Raw genomic sequence first — 20,678 nt, forward strand, 5'->3', positions numbered from 1 at the left:
CAATTACGGATGACGCCATGGTTTGTCATACCCGACAGCAGGGCTTCTCGCTCATTGAAGTACTGGTCACGTTAGTGGTGCTGAGTGTTGGCATCATGGGGGCGGCTGGGCTGCAGTTTTCGGCAATGCGTGCCAATGAGGAGGCGCTGCAGCGGACCCGTGCAACATTGCTGGTTGAAGGGATGATCGAGCGCATTCGCGCCAATGCCGCTGAAGCAGGGCTCAAAGCCTATGCCACCAACACAAGTGTAATGCCTTCCAGCACCACTCAAACGTGCACGCAATCATCCGATGGTCCGGCAGCCGTGGCTCAATACGATATCTGTGAGTGGCAGCGCGAACTAGCCTTGGATGGAAGTAACGGTGGATTTCGCAATGCACAGGGCTGCATTTCCGTTTCGGCTAATGAGGTTACCGTAGCGCTAGCCTGGCAGGGCACAGGAGCAACCACGGCACAAGGGGAGTGCGGCGATGATGCTATCAGCGTGGCGCGCAAGGATGTAGTGCTGAAAACGGTGGTCTATTCCGCGGATGGTTCGTCATGACGGGCTATCGTCAACGCGGGGCGAGTCTGCTTGAGCTAATGATTGCGCTGGCCCTTGGCGCGCTGGTCATCGGCGCGATCGTCACTATCTATATCCATGTGGCGCGTGCAGCGCAGTATCAGCAAGCGCTTACCGAGGTGCAGTCGACGGGACGCTTCGCAACGCAGCTGATCGCTGACGATATACGGCGCGCCGGATTCTGGGGCAAGGTCTGGCAGCCATCGTTCGAAGGCACTTTCGAAGCAGATGATGACAACTTCCAGCAGGCTGCCAGGGCTGGCTACGGTGGCGATGCTCAACTAGCTCAGCCACTCCCGGCTTGGGGGGCGCCGACGGCAGAGGTGTGTCAGCACAGTGGTTGTATCAACAGCCTCTGGTCAGGCGATCCGCAGGCACCGCATGACGTGCTGTTTGTACGCTATGCGAAGGTGGATGGCGCCTCATCGGTCGGGCTGGAAAGTCACGGGAGCTGTGCCTGGATCGGGACTGGGTCTGGTGGGGCTTGCAGTAATCTAGACGATGATGATCAGTGGCAGTATCACGCCGTGTATTACTATCTGCGCAGCGTTCAGGAAACGCAGTCGGATGGTGGCGCACTCAATGTGCCTGCACTCTATATGGCTCAGTTAGGCGCGACAGGGCAGTATCGCACGGTTGAGATCGTTCGCAACGTTGAAGCGCTGGCTATTGACTGGGGTTATGACCAGGACGGTGATGGTTTTGCCGATCACTATTATTCCAGTGAAGAGGCTGTGCTACAGGCCCAGAGCGACCTGCTCGGGTGGTGGCAAAACGTCATCAGCGCTCGGGTCTACCTTGTGATTCGCAGCGACGCTTTGGCAGTGCCACGGCAGATAGGCGAATCGACCCTCATGCTAGGTGGACAAACCTACAGCGCACCCGCCGACAATCGTATCCGACGCCTTTTCTCCACCACGGTCATGATTCGCAATGCACGTAACCATAGCGATTGATATCTCAACGCCGAAAAAGCAAGGCGGCTTTTCACTGCTGATCGGCCTGATATTACTGACCGGCATGTCAATTCTGGCGCTATCGCTTTTTTCCAGTGGGCTGTTCGAGACGCGTTCTGCTTATCAGACCGGACAGCGCGTCGAGAATTTCCAGCTCAATGATGGGGTTGTCGATCAGCTGCTAATGGATCTCTTGCCTGACAGTAGCGGAGAGACGAGCAGTTTGATGACGCAACTCCAGCAGCTTGAAAAGGATCAGAGCATAGATATCACTGTGTGCGCTGACGACGAAGATGACTGTAGCGGGGAAGGAAGTATCACTCTGAAGAGAGTGGATAATCCCTGTGATGATGAGGCGTTGATACGCGAACTTTCAAGTTCAAACGGGCGAGCACTTTGCCGTTACTATGAAGCCGATATTTCGCGTGAGCAGCAAAGGGATATTCTGCATTCCAGTAGTGCTCTTCAACAGGGACTTTTCGATGTGACTTATAGCGCGACCACCTCCAATGGACTGGCCTTATGACGATTAGGCTAAAGGTTATCGCCCTGTGCTTGTGGCTATTTACCATTACTATGGGGGGGTATGCCTACGGTGATGACGTTGATGTTTATATGTCGCGTTATCAAAGTGACAGTCTCGGTGGCCAGCCGCAGGTAATGATCATTTTCGATAACTCGGCAAGCATGACGGCTAAAGTTGCCAATAGCAGTGACTCACGCCTCGCTGTCGCCAAGAGCGTTATTATTAAGATTATCGAAGATAATCCAAAGCTCAATTTTGCATTGACCGTATTTAACGATAACTATGACGTTCAGAGTGGCGTTAATAAAAACAACGGCGGTCGTATAGTACAGGGCTTTCCATCGGAAAAAACTCAGGATGAAACGGGTGATCACGGTCGTCTGGCGCTCCAGAATGTCGTTAATAGCCTACAGGCTACTACCACTACGCCGCTGTGCGAGACCATGTATGAAGTCTATCGCTATTTCTCGGGAGATTCGGTGTGGTTTGGCGATGACAAGAAAGCGAAGGACCAGCCAGATCGAGATACGACAATTGAAACCAATGGGGTATATGAATCCCCGTTAAGATCCTGTGAAAACATTTACGTGATCTATATGACCGATGGGCAGCCCAACAAGGACATCGATGCCAATAGCAAAATAAAGTCTCTCGTCGCTAGTAGTACATGCGGCAATTATGAGGCCGATAACGACGGCAATAGCGAAAACTGCCTGCCGCAGTTGACCGAGTACATGAGAACCCATGATCTGGCTCCTGATCTGGCTGGCGATCAGCATGCCTATACCTACACGATCGGCTTCGCTACTGATCAACAATTGCTAAAGGATGCGGCCTCACCGCTCCTGGACGAGGAAGGTGAAGAAACCGACACCAAGGGCTATTTCACCGCCGATGACGTCAGTCAGCTCAGCACCGCGTTTAATAATATCGTTGCCAATATTCTTTCTCAGTCTCGGACGCTGGTGTCCTCTGAGCTCACCGCTGCCAACGTCACCCAGACGCGCAGTTTGGACTATGTCTATCTACCGCGTTTCCTGCCACAAGAGGATCAGCAGTGGACAGGTAATATCAAGAAATATGTTTATGATAGCGAAGCGGGAGAACGTACAGGCAGCGAGCTATGGAGCGGTGCCAGCGATGACGACGAGGTGGAAAGTGGCGGCTTCGGTGCGCAATTGCTCACTCAAGGCTACCTGGGCCGGGATGTCTACACTGATATTCTTAGTGCTAACCGTATCGTCTCTCTTTCCACTTATCTCCCGACGATCAGCAGTTCAGGGGCAAGGGGAGACGCCGATCAATATTTCGGTTCCCCGGCTGCCACTCTGCTCAAGAGTACGCAATATGCGCCGGTCGATGTCGCCAACTGGGTGCTGGGTAAGGATGTCATCGGTGGCAGTGGTGGCACACGTGACTGGCTGGTAGGCGATATCATTCACTCGACGCCGATTGCGATCAATTACGGCGGCGACAGCGATAGTAACGTTCGCCTCTTCTTTGGCACCAATGAAGGTATTTTGCATGCCGTAAATGCCAGTACGGGACAGGAGAGCTGGGCATTCTGGCCCGAGGAGACTGTCGATACTCCGGTCTATCGCATGCTCAACGGCAATGAACAATACCGTGCCTACGATCTTGAAAGCGGTGAGAAAATCTATGAATCAGCGCAGTCAATCAATTACGGTCTCGATGGTGAACTGGGTTATATCACTGTCGATAGTGACAAGAGCGGCGTGATCGGTGACGCGAATGATGATCGTGCCTTGATCGCCTTCGGCTTTCGACGCGGCGGCTACAGTTATTACGGCTTAGATGTCACAAAGAAGGATGGTCCACCTGCATGGGCCTGGCGTATCACACCTCAGACGGCGGGGTTTGCAACCCTCGGTCAGACATGGTCGACGCCCATACCGGCTAAATTGGAATCATCAAAAGCGGTCTTCACCTTCGGCGGCGGCTACGACATCGCCAAAGATGATCTCGACGCGATTCAGGACGACTCGCGTGGCACCGGCGTCTATATTGTTGACGCTTATAGTGGTGATCTCATCGGTGGCTTTGCCGCTACGACAGGCAGCGACAAGCTCAACGCCACCTCTGAGTTGAAGGACAGCGTGTCGGGCAATCTTAACCTGGTCGATCTCGATCTCAATGATCTAAGCGATCACGCTTTCTTCGCCGATACGGGCGGGAATGTCTGGTACGCCGATATCAGCAATACGGATGCCTCGCAGTGGAGCCTGACCAAACTGGCGACGCTGGGCCGACACCTCAGTGATGGCCAGGACCGGCGCTTTTTCAACACGCCGGATTTGGTACGTACCACTATCGGCGGTCAGAAGTTCGATTTTCTGATGATCGGCAGCGGCGACCGTGCCCATCCCGGGCGGACTGAGATCAGTAACTACCTGTTCATCCTCAATGTGACCTCCGTTCTGAGCGGAGCAGAGGGTGCGCAGGCGATAAGTTTCGATGATCTGAGCGAGGCTACATTCGATGCGGAAAGCGAAAGCGGGACCTTAAGCTTTCCAGCCGCTGCACGAACGTCAAAAACCGCACTAGCGAGTTTCTCGGGCTGGAAGCTTGCCATCGGCGAGGCAGGCAGCGGACGCAAGGTGCTGTCTAACACGCAAACGGTCACGGGGACTACGTTTTTCACTGCTTATGAGCCGAGTGCGAGTATTTGCACGCCTATCGATGGTGTCAGCTACTTTTATGCCTTCCAATTCCCGCAAATCACTTGGCAAGGGTCGGAAGCAAAAGAAACGGCGGGTCAGATCGCCGCCGTGGAGTTAACGAGCGACTATATGGTCGGCACGCCCTCGCTTCACGTTTCCAACGGTAGCGTACAGATTCTGGGTATCAACAGTAGCGTTTTGCAACAGGTGCTGACAGCAGTGACTGGAAGCGAATCGTTGAGCTTTTCGCAGCAGAACATTCAACCCTCCTGGTGGTATCAGGAAAAATGAACGGTAGCCTCGGCGCTGTTATTGGCCATTGCTTAGTCATTTCGGCCATTGGCTGACCGGGAGCTATCATTCATTGAACCTTTTGCGCTCATGCTCAGTGCAGAACTCCGCATGATTCATTTCTGTGAGCTTATTTTTCTATCGACTAACCGATAGACATTACGTTTTGCTCGAAGCCTGCTGTTTGCCCTCCTTGTGTTATGACTTTTCCGATCAGCCCGGCAACGCTACTTTCAGGGCGAGCAAAGTGCAGCACGGACTACGCTTCGTTTGAGCATCAACTTGTTGGCTAACGTCTTTGTCGCGGGCATCGTCAAGCAGATCACCTATTGCCTTCAATCCCTGTATGCCCACGGATAAGTCATCGGCATGCCGTAGCTGATATCAGGGGCAGCCAGAGGCGTCATGAGCACTCGGCGTCACTAGTAAGCGATTCATCGCGGGTGCGTCCCATCGCGTTGACCACCAGTAACAACGCGCGTGGCGAATCTGCAGATCCTGAGGCCGGAAGGCAGAAGCGAAACGTGGCATTGACCATGTTCTTGGTCGGTTGAGGATGAAAGAGGCGATCTGCGCCAGGCCCTTTGATCGTAATACGCGTATCGGGTTCGAGGCGGGCGAGCACTTCCTCGGTGCTATTTGCCTGGTTATTTTCCTGAGAGGTACGCACGATCGTGTAGTGCTGCCATTGGCCATCGCAATCGCTACCATTGGTGCTGCCGCAAAGTATCAACGAACGATGCATGGCAACGCTGGTCTGGCGGGCATAGGCAATCAACGTACGCATGTCGTTTCTGGCCCCGCGGGCGGCAGTTTCGTTAAGCCATTGCTGGTAATGCGGAAGTGACCAGCTCGCGAGTAATGCGATAAGCAAAAGCGTAACGAGCGATTCTAAAAGCCCGATACCGGACTGATGCTTTTTTTGCGCGTTCATGCCTCTGGATACCCGTGTCGTTTGAGCGCAAGATTCGCGCGAAATGGATTCTTATCGTTTTCTTCTTGCTATCTATCGGCACGATGGACGGGGAGGCTTAGCGAGGAGACGATGGTATTCGGTATCATCGCTGGAAAAGCTCAGCTGGAGAAGATGTTTGGACGACTTCTTGATTGTAGGTGGCGGTGTCATAGGGATGATGAGTGCACTTCGGTTAGCCGAAGCAGGCGCCTCGGTGACACTTGTCGAACGTCAGCGCTGTGCGCACGAGGCGTCCTGGGCAGGTGGTGGGATCGTCTCGCCGCTTTATCCCTGGCGCTACGACGCGCCGGTTACCGCACTGGCGAGCTACGCTGAACAGTTTTATCCCCAGCTTGCCGAGCAGTTGGCGGCAGCCACCGGGATCGATCCGCAATTTACGCCGGGCGGTATTTTCTATCTACGTGTCGAAGATGTAGCAAGTGCCAAGGCATGGGCTTCGGCATTCGATAAACGCTTGGAAACAGCTAGTCCTGCACTGCTGGAAACGAAATTATCCCAGCTGACGGCGTCTTCATATCCGGCGTTATGGATGCCCGATCTTGGAAGCATTCGTACGCCCCGTCTGGGCAAGGCGCTGCGCGAGCGCCTGAAGCAGCTGGATCATGTGACGCTGGTTGAGCATACAGAGGTGTACCGAGTCCACGTAAACGCCGGCACAGCCTTAGGTGTTGAGACCTCCCAGGGGCTGATTGAAGGAGGGCATGTGGTTGTAGCCGGTGGGGCCTGGAGTGCACGAATAATTGAGCCATTGGGAAGCGTGTTGCCTATCTATCCGGTCAAAGGACAGATGCTGCTTTTCAAGGCTGCGCCTGGCTTGCTTGAACATGTCGTGCTGATGAACGGGCATTACCTGATACCGCGCCGTGATGGCCTGATTCTAGCAGGAAGCACCTTCGAGGATGTCGGCTTCGACAAGTCCCTTCCTGAGGAAGGGTATCGTCAGCTGTACGCTCAAGCGCTGGAGATTCTGCCGGAATTAAAGCACTGCGAGGTGGTGCAGCATTGGGCAGGGCTGCGACCCGGTACGCCCGGCAGTATTCCATTTATCGGCGCACTACCTGAGGTAGCTCGGCTCTCCATCAATGCCGGTCATTTCGGCAATGGCGTGATGATGGCGCCTGCAGCAGGGCAACTGCTGGCCGATCTGTTACTAGGGAATGTCCCGATTGTAGATCCTGCTCCCTACCAACCGAAAAATGCCACGAGCGAGCGGCTGTTATAGCTTACCGTTATCGCTCATCCTTGCGCTGGGAACCGTACGTGAGAAATTTCTGACGATGCGGTTCGCAGCAGAACCATTGGGTATCATTTGTCAGGGCTTCATTCTTGGGCAAATGAACCTGGCAATAGGCACAGCGCACCATGACACCGCCGTCACGTAGCTCATGCGCTGCCTTTTGACGCTTTAGCGTTTCCTGTTTCAATTTATAACGGCGATAAAGCTTCAGGCCAAACCAGATCAGAATGGCGAAAATAATCAGACGAACAAGCAAGGTTTTATCCTTCCGATGATCTGTTGGATGGGAGCCGGCGTATACAACAGTTGCGTTGAACAGGCCGCGATGGCGCCACTAGCGCGGGCAAGTGGGTCTGGTCGCGTTGTATAGGCCATGCAAAGTCATGAGCGCAGCAAGACGGTAGTGTACGGCGTCAGGCCTAGCCCGTGCCAATGAACTTCACGACTTTAAACTATGTTCGGCCAGAAAAACCTGATTGAGACGATGGTGCCGCCTAACCAGCAAGAGCGCCGGTAATACCGAGCAAACAAAAGAACGCCTCGCGGATGCGAGGCGTTCTTTTTGCGTAAGGGACAGCTTGCGTAAGGAGCAGCGCCAATGCCTTATCTTAGCCTTGGCTTTGAACCTTGAGCGGTTTGGCATCGACATAGCGCGGTACAAACGTGGTGCCATCGAGTCGCTTGTTCTGCGGGTCGTTCTTGATCAGCAGCGCCAAGGTTTCCCGAGCGCGATCGGTCATGTTCAACCCCATGTAACCCTCCACCATCACAGCCAATGCATCGCGTGACGCGGGCGTCTGTGGATAGTGTTCAAGCACCCACTTGCCGCGTTCTACCGCAGCGACATAGGCTTCTTTGCGCAGATAGAAGTCAGCGACCTGAAGCTCCTGGCGGGACAGTACGTTGCGCAGGAAGATGATGCGCTGACGGGCATCCGGAGCATAGGTGCTGTCTGGGAAGCGTCGTACCAGTTCGCCAAAATCGACATAGGAATCACGCGTGGCACCCAGGTCACGCTTGGAGATATCGATCAGGTCGAAGCTCTCCAGGCTGAAGCGGCCTGCCTGCCAGGCGGCCAGACCGCGCATGTAGTAGGCGTAATCGATCTGCGGGTGGTCGGGATGCAAACGGATGAAGCGGCTGGCAGCGGCACGGGTCGATTCCCAGTTACTGATCTGATAATAACCATAGATCAGCTCAAGCTGGGCCTGTTCGGCATAACGTCCGAAAGGATAACGATTATCGAGCTGCTCGAGCCGAGTTACTGCAGTGGAGTAGCGTCCGTTATCGAGCGCCTGCTGGGCTTGCTGATATAATTCCTGTTCCGGCACCTCAGGTGCATCTTGTTGCGGTGAATTACCGGCGCAGCCCGTCAGCAGTATGGCCGCCAGCGTGAGGGCACTCAGAGAAATGGCGCGCATCATCTTCCTCGTGTCGGGCAACCCTCGGCGGTATGATAAGCTTCACCGCCTTGGCTACTCATTGACTATTGAAAACTGTGAAAGGGGCTCACTATAAAGCCCAGTGGCTCGATAATCGAGCCGTATAGATCGAGAGCTACTATAAAACATCGTATAGCCGCCGCGAAACGCCTATCGCGATACGCGCATTGAGAGAGCCCCATGGCCGAAAGCATTGAACACAGTCTTACCATTCCTGATGCCATGACCGGCCTGCGCCTTGATCAGGCCGCCGCCGAGCTCCTTGCGGATTATTCGCGTGAAAGAGTGAAAGGCTGGATTAAAGAAGGCGCCCTGACGTTGGATGGTGCCCAGGCGAAACCCAAAGATCGCGTGCTGGGTGGCTCGAAGCTCAGGCTGAGTGCGCGAGTGGAGGATTCAACTGCGTGGCAACCCGAGGCCATTGCGCTCGATATCATCGATGAAGATGATGATGTCCTGGTGCTTAACAAGCAGGCGGGCCTCGTTGCTCATCCCGCGGCGGGCAACCCTGATGGCACGTTGCTCAACGCACTGCTGCACCATGCGCCTTCGCTGGCGGCGATACCGCGTGCCGGCATCGTTCATCGTTTGGACAAGGATACCAGCGGATTGATGGTGGTCGCCAAAACGCTGCGGGCGCAGACGGCATTAGTTGAGCAGTTGCAAGCCAAGAGCGTATGGCGTGAATACGATGCGGTGGCTACCGGTGTGATGATCGCTGGTGGGATGGTTGATGCCCCGATCGGACGTCACCCCAAGGACCGTAAACGTCAGGCGGTCGTGGCAGGTGGCAAAGCGGCGGTCACGCATTATCGCGTCAAGGAACGTTTTCGTGGCCATACGCATGTGAGCTGCCGGTTGGAAACAGGACGTACTCACCAGATTCGCGTTCATATGATGCATCGCGGCTATCCCTTGGTCGGTGATCCCGTCTACGGTGGACGACTCAAGTTACCTGCCGGTGCCAGTGATGCCTTGAAAACGATGCTGCGCGAGTTTCCTCGGCAAGCGCTGCATGCTCGAAAGTTGGCGTTTGATCATCCTGTCAGCGGAGAGACCCAGACGTACCATGCAGATTTGCCTGACGATATGAGCGTGCTGCTCGATTGTTTGCGGGCAGATATGCTCGAAGAGTCGTGAGGGGCAAGAAGACGTGAGAGGCAAGAAGAATTGAGCGGACGAGGCCGCGAGCGCATGAATACTAAGAGTGAACAGCCTAGCCTGATCCTGCCTGACTGGAGTGCGCCAAGCACCGTTGGTGCCTTCGTGACCACGCGTGAAACAGGGCCCAGTGAAGGTGACTTTGCCTCCTTTAATCCGGCGGCGCATGTCGGCGATGATCCTGCAAAAGTGAATCTTTGCCGACGGCTGCTAGAGGACCAGCTCGATGATTCGCGCCCTCTGCTATGGCTTGACCAGGTACATGGCACATCTGTTCAGCGCTCTTTTGAGCCGAGTCCGCCCAAGGCTGATGCGGCCGTGGCGATGAATCACGATTATGCCTGTGTGGTCATGACAGCCGACTGTTTGCCCGTGTTCTTCTGTGACCGGCGTGGGACCAAGGTCGGGGTGGCCCATGCCGGTTGGCGTGGGCTGGCTGAGGGCGTGCTTGAAGCAACGCTGGATGCGCTGGGCTGCGAACCGGCCAACATGCTGGCCTGGTTGGGCCCGGCCATTTCAAATGCCCAGTTCGAGGTGGGGCGGGAAGTCTTCGATACCTTTGTGGCGCACCAGGCCGAGGCTGAAATGGCCTTTGAACCTAGTCCCTACAAGCTCAATCATTACATGGCCGATCTTTACCGTCTGGCACGTCTGCGCCTTGAGGCGCTGGGGTTGACGGAGATCACCGGTGGGCATTTCTGTACGGCGTCCGACCCACGTTTTTATTCCTATCGTCGTGACGATGGTCATACCGGCCGGATGGCGTCGGTCATCTGGTTAAGATAACAGCTGACGTCGCAGACAGAAAAAATATCCCTCTCGCTATAAGTACTTCTTATGGACTGCGCTGCCATTTTGGCCAGCGTTAATTTGTCAACCCCCTATCTTGAAACCTCCTGGCTGCTCCCCCATCTTGGTTATCAACATGATTTGAATGCATCGCTGACGGGCCGCTAGAACATGTCGTTCCAGTGCGCGCCGCCCAGATGCCAAGTGAGGAATAGCTATGAGAATCGATCGACTGACCAGTAAGTTGCAAAATGCGCTGGCGGAAGCTCAATCGTTGGCGGTAGGTCATGGTCATAATCAACTGCAGCCGGGACACGTATTGTTGGCCTTGTTGAATGACAGTGACAATGGCTTCAAGGCGCTGATTCAAAAGGCGGGGGGCGATGCCAGCAAGCTGCGTGATGGAATGAGCCTTCATGTCGATAACTTGCCGGCGGTAAGCAATTTCGACGGCAACGTCACCATGGGTCAGGATCTGGCCCGCCTGTTCAATCTTGCCGACCGTGAAGCGCAGGCGCGCGGCGACCAGTACATTGCAAGCGAATTAGTACTGCTCGCTGCACTCAGCATGGGCAGCGACATTGCCAAGCTTCTAAATGGCGCTGGCCTGACCAAGCAGGGGGTCCAGCAAGCGATCGATAGTCTGCGTGGCGGTGCCAAAGTGGACGATGCCGGGGCGGAAGAAAGCCGCGAGGCACTTGATAAATACACCATGGACCTGACCCAGCGTGCCGCCGACGGCAAGCTTGACCCGGTGATCGGCCGTGACGATGAAATTCGCCGTACCATTCAGGTTCTGCAGCGTCGCACCAAGAACAATCCGGTGTTGATCGGTGAACCCGGCGTGGGCAAGACCGCCATCGTCGAAGGGCTCGCCCAGCGCATCGTCAACGGCGAGGTGCCGGAAGGGCTCAAGAACAAGCGCGTGCTGTCGCTCGATCTCGGTGCGCTGCTGGCTGGCGCCAAGTTCCGCGGCGATTTCGAGGAGCGTCTGAAAGCGGTGCTCAACGAGCTGGCCAAGGAAGAAGGGCAGGTCATCCTGTTCATCGATGAGTTGCACACCATGGTTGGCGCCGGCAAGGCTGAAGGGGCGATGGATGCTGGTAACATGCTCAAGCCGGCGTTGGCGCGGGGCGAGCTGCATTGTGTCGGCGCGACCACGCTTGATGAGTACCGGCAGTACATCGAAAAAGACGCCGCGCTTGAGCGTCGCTTCCAGAAGGTGCTGGTCGATGAGCCGTCTGAAGAGGACACCATCGCCATTTTGCGCGGCCTCAAAGAGCGTTACGAGGTGCATCACGGCGTTGATATCACCGATCCGGCGATCATCGCTGCAGCAAAGCTCTCGACCCGCTACATCACCGACCGTCAGCTGCCTGACAAGGCGATCGACCTGATCGATGAGGCGGCATCGCGCATCCGCATGGAGATGGATTCCAAGCCGGAGGAGATGGACCGTCTTGAACGGCGCCTGATCCAGCTCAAGATCGAGCGCGAGGCGCTGAAGAAGGAAACTGACGAGGCGTCCAAGAAGCGCCTTGATACGCTTGAAGGTCAGATCGACGAATTAGGGCGCGAGTATGCGGACCTTGACGAAATATGGAAGGCTGAAAAAGCAAGCCTGCAGGGCGCAGCCCAGTACAAGGCCGAACTTGAACAGGCGCGAATTGATCTCGAAGCTGCACGGCGGCAGGGCGATCTTGGACGTATGTCGGAAATCCAGTATGGCGTGATTCCCGAACTCGAGCGCAAGATGAACGAGGCCGGTGAGGCGGAGAAGACGCCGCTGAAGCTGCTGCGTGCCAATGTTACCGAAGAGGAAATCGCCGAAGTTGTGTCGCGCTGGACCGGCATTCCGGTATCCAAAATGCTTGAGGGCGAGCGTGACAAGCTACTGCGCATGGAAGAAGCGCTGCATGAGCGCGTCGTCGGCCAGGATGAGGCCGTTGAGGCAGTCTCCAACGCGGTGCGCCGCTCGCGCGCTGGAATCAGCGATCCCAATCGCCCCAATGGCTCATTTTTGTTCCTCGGCCCGACCGGGGTGGGCAAGACCGAGCTGTGCAAGGCGCTGGCCTCGTTTTTGTTTGATACCGAAGAGGCAATGGTACGTATCGATATGTCGGAGTTCATGGAGAAGCACTCCGTGGCACGGTTGATCGGTGCGCCACCGGGGTATGTTGGTTACGAAGAAGGCGGTTATTTGACCGAGGCGGTACGGCGCAAGCCCTACTCGGTACTGCTGCTTGATGAGGTCGAGAAGGCCCATCCCGATGTCTTCAATATCTTGCTTCAGGTGCTCGAAGATGGTCGTTTGACCGATGGGCAGGGACGGACCGTTGATTTTCGTAATACCGTCATCGTCATGACCTCCAACATGGGCTCCGACGTGATTCAGTCCTTTGCGTCGCAGGGGGAAGAAAGTTACGACAAGATGAAGGCTGCAGTGATGGATGTGGTTAGCCAGCATTTCCGTCCCGAGTTGATCAATCGTATCGATGAGCTGGTGGTGTTCCATCCGCTCGGTCAGGAACAGATCCAGCACATTGCCAGTATCCAGCTTGATCGGCTGCGCACACGCCTCAAAGAGCGCGACATGGCGATAGAGATATCAGACGATGCCATGGCCCAGCTGGCGGTGGTCGGCTTCGATCCGGTTTATGGTGCTCGGCCACTCAAACGGGCGATTCAGAGCCGGCTCGAGAACCCGCTTGCTCAGGATTTGCTCTCTGGTCGCTTTGGCCCTGGGGATACGATCAAAGTGACTGCTGCTGAAGGGCGTTTAGCCTTCACTAAGTAAGAGATATCGGACCAGGAAAAAAGAGAGTCACTTTGGCTGTAAGTTCTTTAGCCCGCTTTATGCGGGCTTTTATATAGAAAATATGAGCAAGATGACAACACGCCGGCTGGCTTAAGTGCTAGTCGGCGTGTTGTGAGCCGCTTTACATGATCAGGTAAGGTTTAATGAACATCAGGATAATCCGCCATTAGCGCCCGTAATACGCCGTTGGTCCAGCCGAAACCATCCTGAGCAGGATATTCACCGCCACCGGCACGTTGATTATTGATGACGTTGTACTTCTCAATCAGTTTGTGTTCTTCGTTGTAACGCTCAAGGTTGGTATGAATCCAGCGCGAGGCAATGGTACGGGCCAGCTGGGTGTTGTCATAACGCTTTAATCCCTCGATAGCGATCCACTGCGAAGGCGCCCAACCGTTGGGTTGATCCCATTGCTGGCCGGTAGTGGTTGTCGTTGAGGATAGGCCTCCAGGTTTGAGCAATTCGCGTTCCAGTGTTGCGGCGACGCCACGAGCCTGTTCGGGTGTAGCGATGCCGTAGAACAACGGAAAAGCCATGGCGGCACTGATCACGCCGGTCAATTTATCTTCTTGCCAGAGATAGTCGCCGTAGTAATCCTGCTCGGCATTCCAAAACCGGGTACGAATCGCCTGAAGACGCTGCGCCGCGCGCTCGCGGTAATGATCAATTTTGTCTGTATGGCCGGCCAGTTCATTAGCTTTGACCAGCGTTCTTTCGAGATGATAAAGCAGGCTGTTAAGATCGATTGGCGCAATATCGATAGTGCGGATAGTGGTCAGCGTTTTACCGTCTTTCAACCAGCGGGAGCTGAAGTCCCAGCCGCTTTCAGCCCCGGCGCGCAAGTTGCGCCAGACCATGGCGTGATCGCGTGATGACGCTTCTGCCGTTTCAACATCTTCTACATAGGCTTCTTGACGCGGTTCGGCAAGATCGTCCCAGTAGCGGTTGAGCAGTGTGCCATCTTCCAGGCGTAAGACACGACGGCGTGCCTCACCAGGCTGGAGCTGATCGGCGCCATCCATCCAATAAGCGTATTCCTTTTCAAGTTCGGGAAGGTAACGGCGATAGACGTCGTCTCCATCAACACCTGCAAGCAGGTCCACCATACTGGCGAAGAAAGGCGGCTGGGAGCGGCTCAGGTAGTAGGTGCGGTTGCCATTGGGAATATGGCCGAAGGTGTCAATCAAGTAGGCGAAATTCTGCACCATGTCACGGACGAGTTCAGAACGTCCGCTCTCCAGCAGGCCGAGCATGGTGAAGTAGCTGTCCCAGTAATAAATTTCATCGAAACGGCCGCCGGGCACGACATACGCCGCTGGCAGTGCGATGCGCGATGAATAGGGGCTCTTCTTCGACTGGGGCTGACGCGTCAGTGCTGTCCAAAGTTCGTCGATGTGGGTCGTGACGTCTTCATTTGGATCGGGATTATAAGCTACTGCCGCGGTTTCGGCAGGTGCGAAATGCTCCAGGACGAAAGTCTTGAGTGCTTCGTCATCGAGCTTATGTTCTGCCTTGACGTGATGGTAAGTGCTTAGAATCGACTCAGGACTAGCCAGTGGCACTAGGTCAACGAAGGTCTTGCTGTCGTCGAAGATGGCGCGACGCTGCACGTCGGTAAATAGATCTTTCCACAACAGATCCGGGCGCGGCGGAACCTCTTGGTTCCCTACCGTTTTCAGCTCTGACGTCTCAGTGTTCATTGAAGAGGCCCCTTCGACATAATCGAATGAGAGAAAAAATGCGAGGCAGCCAATACCCCAGGCGAGCCACCGTAACGCTAGTGAGTTCGTTTTCATGGTCGTGTTCCGCTGTAGATGAAATTCCTGCTTTATCTAAAGTATGCAGGGATATTCCGACCATCAAGTGAAGCTGATATCGGCTTTTTTGGTGCGCACTACAGGGGTGAAACAAAAAAGTGCTCTTTTTCAGTGCTTGTGGCCGTGATTGTTGGTTGACACTCGCCCGAGGGTAAGGGAATCTTAGGGCTTCCTGATTTCGGGCGCGGAATGGCACGGGCAACCCCCAGCTACCGCGTGAAGGGTAGGCGTTAGACCTCTACCCGCCTGTCGAAGGACCTACCGGGCCAGGGCGCTATCCGCCTGCCTGATCATTGCCCCGACGCATCGACCCGATGCGCTATAAAGTGCAGGCCCCAACCGGGCCGAAGAACGCCAGGGTCTGGCATCAGGTGTCGTTGGCCAAGGGCCACGGCAGGCGGCATCGCCGCCCTCGAACGCCGATGCGTACCGCATCGTGTATGCACTCGAGACCTCCAGGGGAGACTCACCAGTGGAATTGCTTTCCGGCGCCGATATGATCGCCCGCTTTTTGAAAGATGAGGGTGTTGAGTATATCTACGGCTATCCCGGCGGCGCAGCGCTGCATATCTATGATGCGCTGTTTCGCCAAGACGATGTAAAACACATTCTTGTACGTCACGAACAGGCCGCTACGCATATGGCCGATGGCTATGCGCGGGCCAGCGGTAAACCTGGCGTGGTGCTCGTAACCTCCGGTCCAGGGGCAACCAATGCCGTGACAGGCATTGCTACCGCCTATATGGATTCGATTCCGATGGTTGTGCTCTGCGGCCAGGTGGCCAGCCATTTGATCGGCGAAGATGCTTTCCAGGAAACCGATATCGTCGGTGTTACACGGCCAATCGTGAAGCACAGTTTCTCTGTGCGTCATCCTTCCGAGATCCCGACTATTCTCAAAAAGGCGTTCTACCTGGCGTCGACTGGCCGTCCAGGGCCGGTAGTAGTTGATATTCCCAAGGATATGACCGCGCCGACCGAGCGTTATGAGTATGTCTATCCCAAGAAGGTCAAGCTGCGCTCCTATAGTCCAGTAACGCGCGGCCACGCCGGGCAGATCAAAAAAGCGGTTGATATGATGCTCAAGGCACGCCGTCCGGTGATTTTTGCCGGCGGTGGGGTGATCTCGGGGCGTGCCAGTGAGGCGCTTACCGATCTTGCCAAGCGCCTTAATCTGCCTGTTATTACGTCATTGATGGGGCTTGGCGCCTATCCGCAAAATGACCGACAGTCATTGGGTTGGCCCGGCATGCACGGCTCCTATGAGGCGAACATGGCGATGCACCATTCCGATCTGGTCTTTGGTATTGGTGTGCGCTTTGATGACCGCGTCACTAATAATGTCTCCAAGTTCTGCCCGACGGCCAAGATCATCCATGTGGATATTGATCCTAGCTCTATATCCAAGTCCGTTCAGGCTGACGTGCCGATCGTTGGCGCAGCCGACAATGTCTTGAACGAGATGCTGGGACTGCTTTCCAGTCGAGAAAGTGTTAACCAGGATGCGCTCGAAGCGTGGTGGCAACAGATCGAAGGCTGGCGTAGTGAGCGTGCCGGTAAGCTCTATGAGCCTGCTACGCCGGGTGAGCCGCTCAAGCCTCAGCAGGTTGTCGAGGCGGTACACAAGATCACTCACGGTGACGCTTTTGTGGTTACCGATGTTGGTCAGCATCAGATGTTTGCCGGTCAGTATTACAAGTTCAACAAGCCCAATCGTTGGATATCATCGAGCGGTCTGGGCACGATGGGATTCGGTTTCCCTGCGGCTAATGGCATCAAGCTGAACTATCCGGATGATGATGTTGTGCTGTTCACCGGTGAAGGCAGTTTCCAGATGATGATGCAGGAGCTGTCGACCTGTAAGCAGTTCAACATTCCGGTCAAGATCATTAACCTGAACAATGCCTCGCTGGGCATGGTGCGTCAGTGGCAGGATCTGAATTACAAATCACGCCATGCGCATTCCTACATGGAGTCGCTGCCGGACTTTGAAAAGCTGATCGAAGCCTACGGTTTCAAGGCGATGACGGTGCGTACGCTTGAGGAACTCGAGCCGGCGCTTGAAGAGGCGTTTCGTCTAAAAGACGAGCTGGTCTTCCTGGATATCCATGTCGACCCGCGCGAGCACGTCTATCCGATGCAGGTGCCGCTCGGCGCCATGCGTGACATGCTGCTTTCCAAGACGGAGCGAACCTGATGCGTCACATCATTTCGATTCTGATGGAAAACGAACCGGGTGCGCTGTCTCGCGTAGTCGGGCTGTTCTCCCAGCGTAACTTCAACATCGAGACGCTCAACGTTGCGCCGACCGACGATCCCACGCTGTCACGTCTGACGGTGACGACAGTAGGTGATGACCGCGTTGTCGAGCAGATCACCAAACACCTCAACAAGTTGGTTGATGTGGTTAAGCTGGTTGATCTGACCGAAGGTGCCCATATCGAGCGCGAGTTGATGCTGGTCAAGGTTAAAGCCACAGGCAGCGCGCGTGACGAAGTCAAGCGTACAGTGGATATCTTCCGGGCGCAGATCGTCGATGTCACGCCTAGCCTCTATACCGTGCAGATAACCGGCGATGCCGGTAAGCTCGATGCCTTTCTGCAGGCTATGGGGCCGATTGGCGTACTCGAAGTGGCGCGTACTGGGGTATCGGGTATCGCACGTGGCGAAAAGATTCTGAGTGTCTAATCAAATTTCTGGACACATAACTGGCGACGTTGTCGTCATGATGACAAGGTGAATTCAATGCAAGTGTATTATGACAAGGATTGTGATCTCTCCCTGATCCAAGGCAAGAAAGTCACCATCGTGGGTTACGGCTCCCAAGGGCATGCGCATGCCAACAACCTGAAGGATTCCGGTGTCGAGGTGACTATCGCGCTTCGTAAGGATTCTAGCTCTTGGAGCAAGGCCGAAAATGCCGGGCTTAAGGTTGCTGAGGTCAAGGATGCTGTGGCGGGTGCTGACGTTGTAATGATCCTTGCGCCGGATGAATCGCAGAAACAGATCTACTACCGCGATATCGAGCCGAACCTCAAGCAAGGCGCGGCGCTCGCGTTTGCACACGGTTTCAATATTCATTTCCAGCAGATTGAACCGCGTGAAGATATCGATGTGATCATGGTGGCCCCCAAGGCGCCGGGTCACACCGTGCGCTCTACTTATACCCAGGGTGGCGGGGTGCCCAGCCTTATCGCGATTTACCAGGACAAGTCCGGTCAGGCCAAGGATATTGCGCTGTCCTATGCCAGTGCCAATGGCGGCGGTCGTGCGGGAATTATCCATACCTCCTTCCGCGAAGAAACCGAGACCGATCTGTTTGGTGAGCAGGCGGTACTCTGCGGTGGCGCCACCGCGCTGGTGCAGGCCGGTTTCGAGACGCTGGTGGAGGCTGGCTATGCGCCGGAGATGGCTTACTTCGAGTGCTTGCACGAACTCAAGCTGATTGTTGATTTGATGTACGAAGGCGGTATGGCCGACATGCGTTACTCAATCTCCAATACAGCGGAGTATGGCGATTACGTCACCGGGCCGAAAATCGTCACCGAAGAGACCAAGAACGCGATGCGTCAGGTACTTAAGGATATCCAGAACGGTACGTTCGCCAAGGACTTCATCCTCGATAACCAGGCTGGCTTCCCGACGCTGAAGGCCAAGCGTCGTATTGGTGCCGAGCATCAAATCGAGCAGGTCGGCCAAAAGCTGCGTGGCATGATGCCGTGGATCGCGGCTAACAAGATGGTCGATAAGTCCAAGAACTGATTTCTGCTTTATCGGTACTGGCGGGCGTGGCAATTGCCACGCCCGTTTTGTTAGCTTGGCTGAATATCTTCACTATTGTCGTCCTTGCTCGCTGTATCTCCCAGGCAAATTATCCCGGAATGCACAACGCGTGCTGTGACGCCGCCATGACCGCGCATCACGTTGTAACCGCCTGGACCCAGAACAACCTCCATCTTGCTGCAGGGTGCACAAAGACCAGTGATCTCCACTATGACGTTTTCACCTAGCCGCAAGCGCTTACCCTTCAGTGCCAGAAGGTTGATACCGGACACGACGATATTGCGTCTAAGCATCTCAGGTTGAATGGACGTGCCGGGGCACAGTGCCTGAATAACGGGCAAATGTTCAGCCTGAATTAGCGTAACTTCGCGCTTGCCGCTGCGTCCGTTATAGCGATCACCTATTAGCCCTTGGCCTGGCTGTGCTTCAATAGTTTCTACAATTCGCACTGCTTCATTGCGGGCCGGCCGAACGCCAAGCCACTCGATGCGGCCTGCATGAGGAAAACGTTCCAGCAGCGTCTTCATATCATTCATGGCGGATTACCTATCGTCTAGCATGTAGAATGTATTAGCCAACTCCAACGGGATTAGACCTATGACGCAAGAGCCCAATACCTCAGACAAGGAAAACAATGGCCGTAAGGATCCGTTTTCGGAGTTTCAGGAAGATAGCGAAGTCGTCGAGGAGGTCGTTGAAGACGGTAAACGAGTACGACGGCGCGGTATTTATTTATTACCCAACCTCTTTACCACATCAGCACTGTTTTCAGGCTTCTTTGCAGTAGTCGCTGCCTTGAACGGTGATTATGGTGGCGCGGCTATTGCGATATTCATCTCCATGGTGCTCGATGCATTTGATGGGCGGGTGGCACGAATGACTAATACGCAGAGTGCCTTCGGTGCAGAATACGACAGTCTTGCTGATATGTTGTCTTTTGGCGTGGCGCCAGCCATTGTGGCGTTCAGCTGGACGCTGCAGGATATTGGTAAGCTGGGATGGATTGCTGCCTTTGTCTTCGTTGCTGGCGCGGCATTGCGACTGGCACGTTTCAATGTTCAGATCGGTAGTGTCGACAAGAAGTGGTTTATTGGGTTGCCCAGTCCTTCGGCGGCCGGTGTCGTGGCTGGTTGCGTCTGGACATTTCACAGCTTCGAAGCAACTGCTTTCGGCTTCAAATTGCTGATGGCGTTTATTGTGGCTGCTGCGGGTATTTTGATGGTCAGCAATATCCGCTATTACAGCTTCAAGGATATCGATTTCAAGGGTCCGGTTCCCTTCGTCGCATTGCTGGCGATTGTGCTCGGGTTTGTGGTCATTTCCCTTGAGCCGGCTGTCATGTTGTTACTGCTTTTTGGCGGTTACTCGCTTTCTGGGCCGGTAATGGCAATATGGCGGCGCACAAGAAAGCCGTCGAAATAAAGTGCTGTAAAACCACACAAGATGCTGTTTGAGGTAACCCAAAAGGTTGCCTCAATTATTTTTAAGAAAGTGCTTGCGCTCCGTCACCCTGGCGCGTAAAGTACGCATCCGCTGCCGGGGACGAGTCCTTCGGGTCGGTGGCGGAGGAAGCGCAAGACATTGATTCTGTTTGGAAAATTCTTCGGAATGGCTTGACAGGATCGGTAAAGAGAGTAG

The 20,678-nt window shown here is 54.9% G+C and carries 16 protein-coding genes and 1 pseudogene; 12 read left to right on the top strand and 5 right to left on the bottom strand.

Annotation, left to right across the window (positions count from 1 at the left end):
- Positions 1–17: 17 nt before the first annotated feature.
- From pilV to C3Z11_RS00590, 4 genes are read left to right on the top strand one after another with little or no spacing between them, the layout of a single operon-like run.
- Positions 18–545 (top strand): type IV pilus modification protein PilV, encoded by a 528-nt coding sequence (gene pilV / locus C3Z11_RS00575; RefSeq protein ID WP_106475588.1) that lies wholly within the window; start codon positions 18–20, stop codon positions 543–545.
- On the top strand, positions 542–1,519 hold the full coding sequence (locus C3Z11_RS00580) for a PilW family protein (protein WP_106475605.1): 978 nt from the start codon (positions 542–544) through the stop codon (positions 1,517–1,519). Before pilV ends, C3Z11_RS00580 begins: the two co-directional genes overlap by 4 nt.
- Positions 1,497–2,045 carry a hypothetical protein gene (locus tag C3Z11_RS00585; RefSeq protein WP_158700882.1) on the top strand — a complete coding sequence of 183 codons (549 nt, stop codon included), beginning with the start codon at positions 1,497–1,499 and terminating at the stop codon, positions 2,043–2,045. The genes C3Z11_RS00580 and C3Z11_RS00585 overlap by 23 nt, the downstream gene beginning before the upstream one ends.
- Complete coding sequence (locus C3Z11_RS00590; RefSeq protein ID WP_106475590.1) at positions 2,042–5,017, top strand: VWA domain-containing protein; 2,976 nt, start codon at positions 2,042–2,044, stop codon at positions 5,015–5,017. The genes C3Z11_RS00585 and C3Z11_RS00590 overlap by 4 nt, the downstream gene beginning before the upstream one ends.
- A gap of 403 nt (positions 5,018–5,420) precedes the next feature.
- Here the strand turns inward: C3Z11_RS00590 and C3Z11_RS00595 are convergent, their stop codons facing one another.
- Entirely contained in the window at positions 5,421–5,951 is a 531-nt protein-coding gene (locus tag C3Z11_RS00595; protein WP_106475591.1) for a GspH/FimT family protein, read from the bottom strand.
- Between the two features lie 157 nt (positions 5,952–6,108).
- Between C3Z11_RS00595 and thiO the strand changes: the two genes are divergently transcribed.
- On the top strand, positions 6,109–7,215 hold the full coding sequence (thiO, locus tag C3Z11_RS00600) for a glycine oxidase ThiO (RefSeq protein WP_106475592.1): 1,107 nt from the start codon (positions 6,109–6,111) through the stop codon (positions 7,213–7,215).
- A gap of 7 nt (positions 7,216–7,222) precedes the next feature.
- On the opposite strand, the gene C3Z11_RS00605 is transcribed toward thiO, so the two are convergent.
- Complete coding sequence (locus C3Z11_RS00605) at positions 7,223–7,486, bottom strand: PP0621 family protein (RefSeq protein ID WP_106475593.1); 264 nt, start codon at positions 7,484–7,486, stop codon at positions 7,223–7,225.
- Between the two features lie 352 nt (positions 7,487–7,838).
- Positions 7,839–8,651, bottom strand: coding sequence for an outer membrane protein assembly factor BamD (locus C3Z11_RS00610; protein WP_106475594.1), 813 nt, complete (start codon positions 8,649–8,651; stop codon positions 7,839–7,841).
- Between the two features lie 201 nt (positions 8,652–8,852).
- On the opposite strand from C3Z11_RS00610, the gene rluD reads away from it, so the two are divergent.
- The 3 genes from rluD (at position 8,853) to clpB (ending at position 13,419) form a co-directional block, all read left to right on the top strand.
- On the top strand, positions 8,853–9,812 hold the full coding sequence (gene rluD, locus C3Z11_RS00615) for a 23S rRNA pseudouridine(1911/1915/1917) synthase RluD (protein ID WP_106475595.1): 960 nt from the start codon (positions 8,853–8,855) through the stop codon (positions 9,810–9,812).
- 54 nt (positions 9,813–9,866) lie between these two features.
- Complete coding sequence (gene pgeF, locus C3Z11_RS00620) at positions 9,867–10,619, top strand: peptidoglycan editing factor PgeF (RefSeq protein WP_106475596.1); 753 nt, start codon at positions 9,867–9,869, stop codon at positions 10,617–10,619.
- Between the two features lie 220 nt (positions 10,620–10,839).
- The gene (gene clpB, locus C3Z11_RS00625; RefSeq protein WP_106475597.1) at positions 10,840–13,419 is read left to right on the top strand and encodes an ATP-dependent chaperone ClpB; all 2,580 of its coding nucleotides are present in this window, start codon (positions 10,840–10,842) and stop codon (positions 13,417–13,419) included.
- A 161-nt stretch (positions 13,420–13,580) separates the two neighbouring features.
- Here clpB and treF read toward each other — a convergent pair whose 3' ends face one another.
- The gene (gene treF, locus C3Z11_RS00630; protein WP_106475606.1) at positions 13,581–15,140 is read right to left on the bottom strand and encodes an alpha,alpha-trehalase TreF; all 1,560 of its coding nucleotides are present in this window, start codon (positions 15,138–15,140) and stop codon (positions 13,581–13,583) included.
- 589 nt (positions 15,141–15,729) lie between these two features.
- Between treF and C3Z11_RS00635 the strand changes: the two genes are divergently transcribed.
- The 3 genes and pseudogenes from C3Z11_RS00635 to ilvC all read left to right on the top strand — a co-directional run.
- Complete coding sequence (locus C3Z11_RS00635) at positions 15,730–17,454, top strand: acetolactate synthase 3 large subunit (protein WP_106475598.1); 1,725 nt, start codon at positions 15,730–15,732, stop codon at positions 17,452–17,454.
- Complete coding sequence (ilvN, locus tag C3Z11_RS00640) at positions 17,454–17,945, top strand: acetolactate synthase small subunit (RefSeq protein ID WP_106475599.1); 492 nt, start codon at positions 17,454–17,456, stop codon at positions 17,943–17,945. Before C3Z11_RS00635 ends, ilvN begins: the two co-directional genes overlap by 1 nt.
- Positions 17,946–17,987: 42 nt before the next feature.
- Positions 17,988–19,019 (top strand): annotated as a pseudogene (gene ilvC, locus C3Z11_RS00645) (ketol-acid reductoisomerase); the annotation flags it as partial.
- Positions 19,020–19,069: 50 nt separating this feature from the next.
- Here ilvC and C3Z11_RS00650 read toward each other — a convergent pair.
- Positions 19,070–19,576, bottom strand: a complete 507-nt coding sequence (locus tag C3Z11_RS00650) for an MOSC domain-containing protein (protein WP_106475601.1) — start codon at positions 19,574–19,576, stop codon at positions 19,070–19,072.
- Between the two features lie 61 nt (positions 19,577–19,637).
- Here C3Z11_RS00650 and pssA point away from each other — a divergent pair, with 61 nt between their 5' ends.
- Positions 19,638–20,462, top strand: coding sequence for a CDP-diacylglycerol--serine O-phosphatidyltransferase (pssA, locus tag C3Z11_RS00655; RefSeq protein WP_106475602.1), 825 nt, complete (start codon positions 19,638–19,640; stop codon positions 20,460–20,462).
- Positions 20,463–20,678: the final 216 nt, after the last annotated feature.

Origin of the sequence: Phytohalomonas tamaricis, from assembly GCF_003012345.1 — a bacterium.
Classification (GTDB): domain Bacteria; phylum Pseudomonadota; class Gammaproteobacteria; order Pseudomonadales; family Halomonadaceae; genus Phytohalomonas; species Phytohalomonas tamaricis.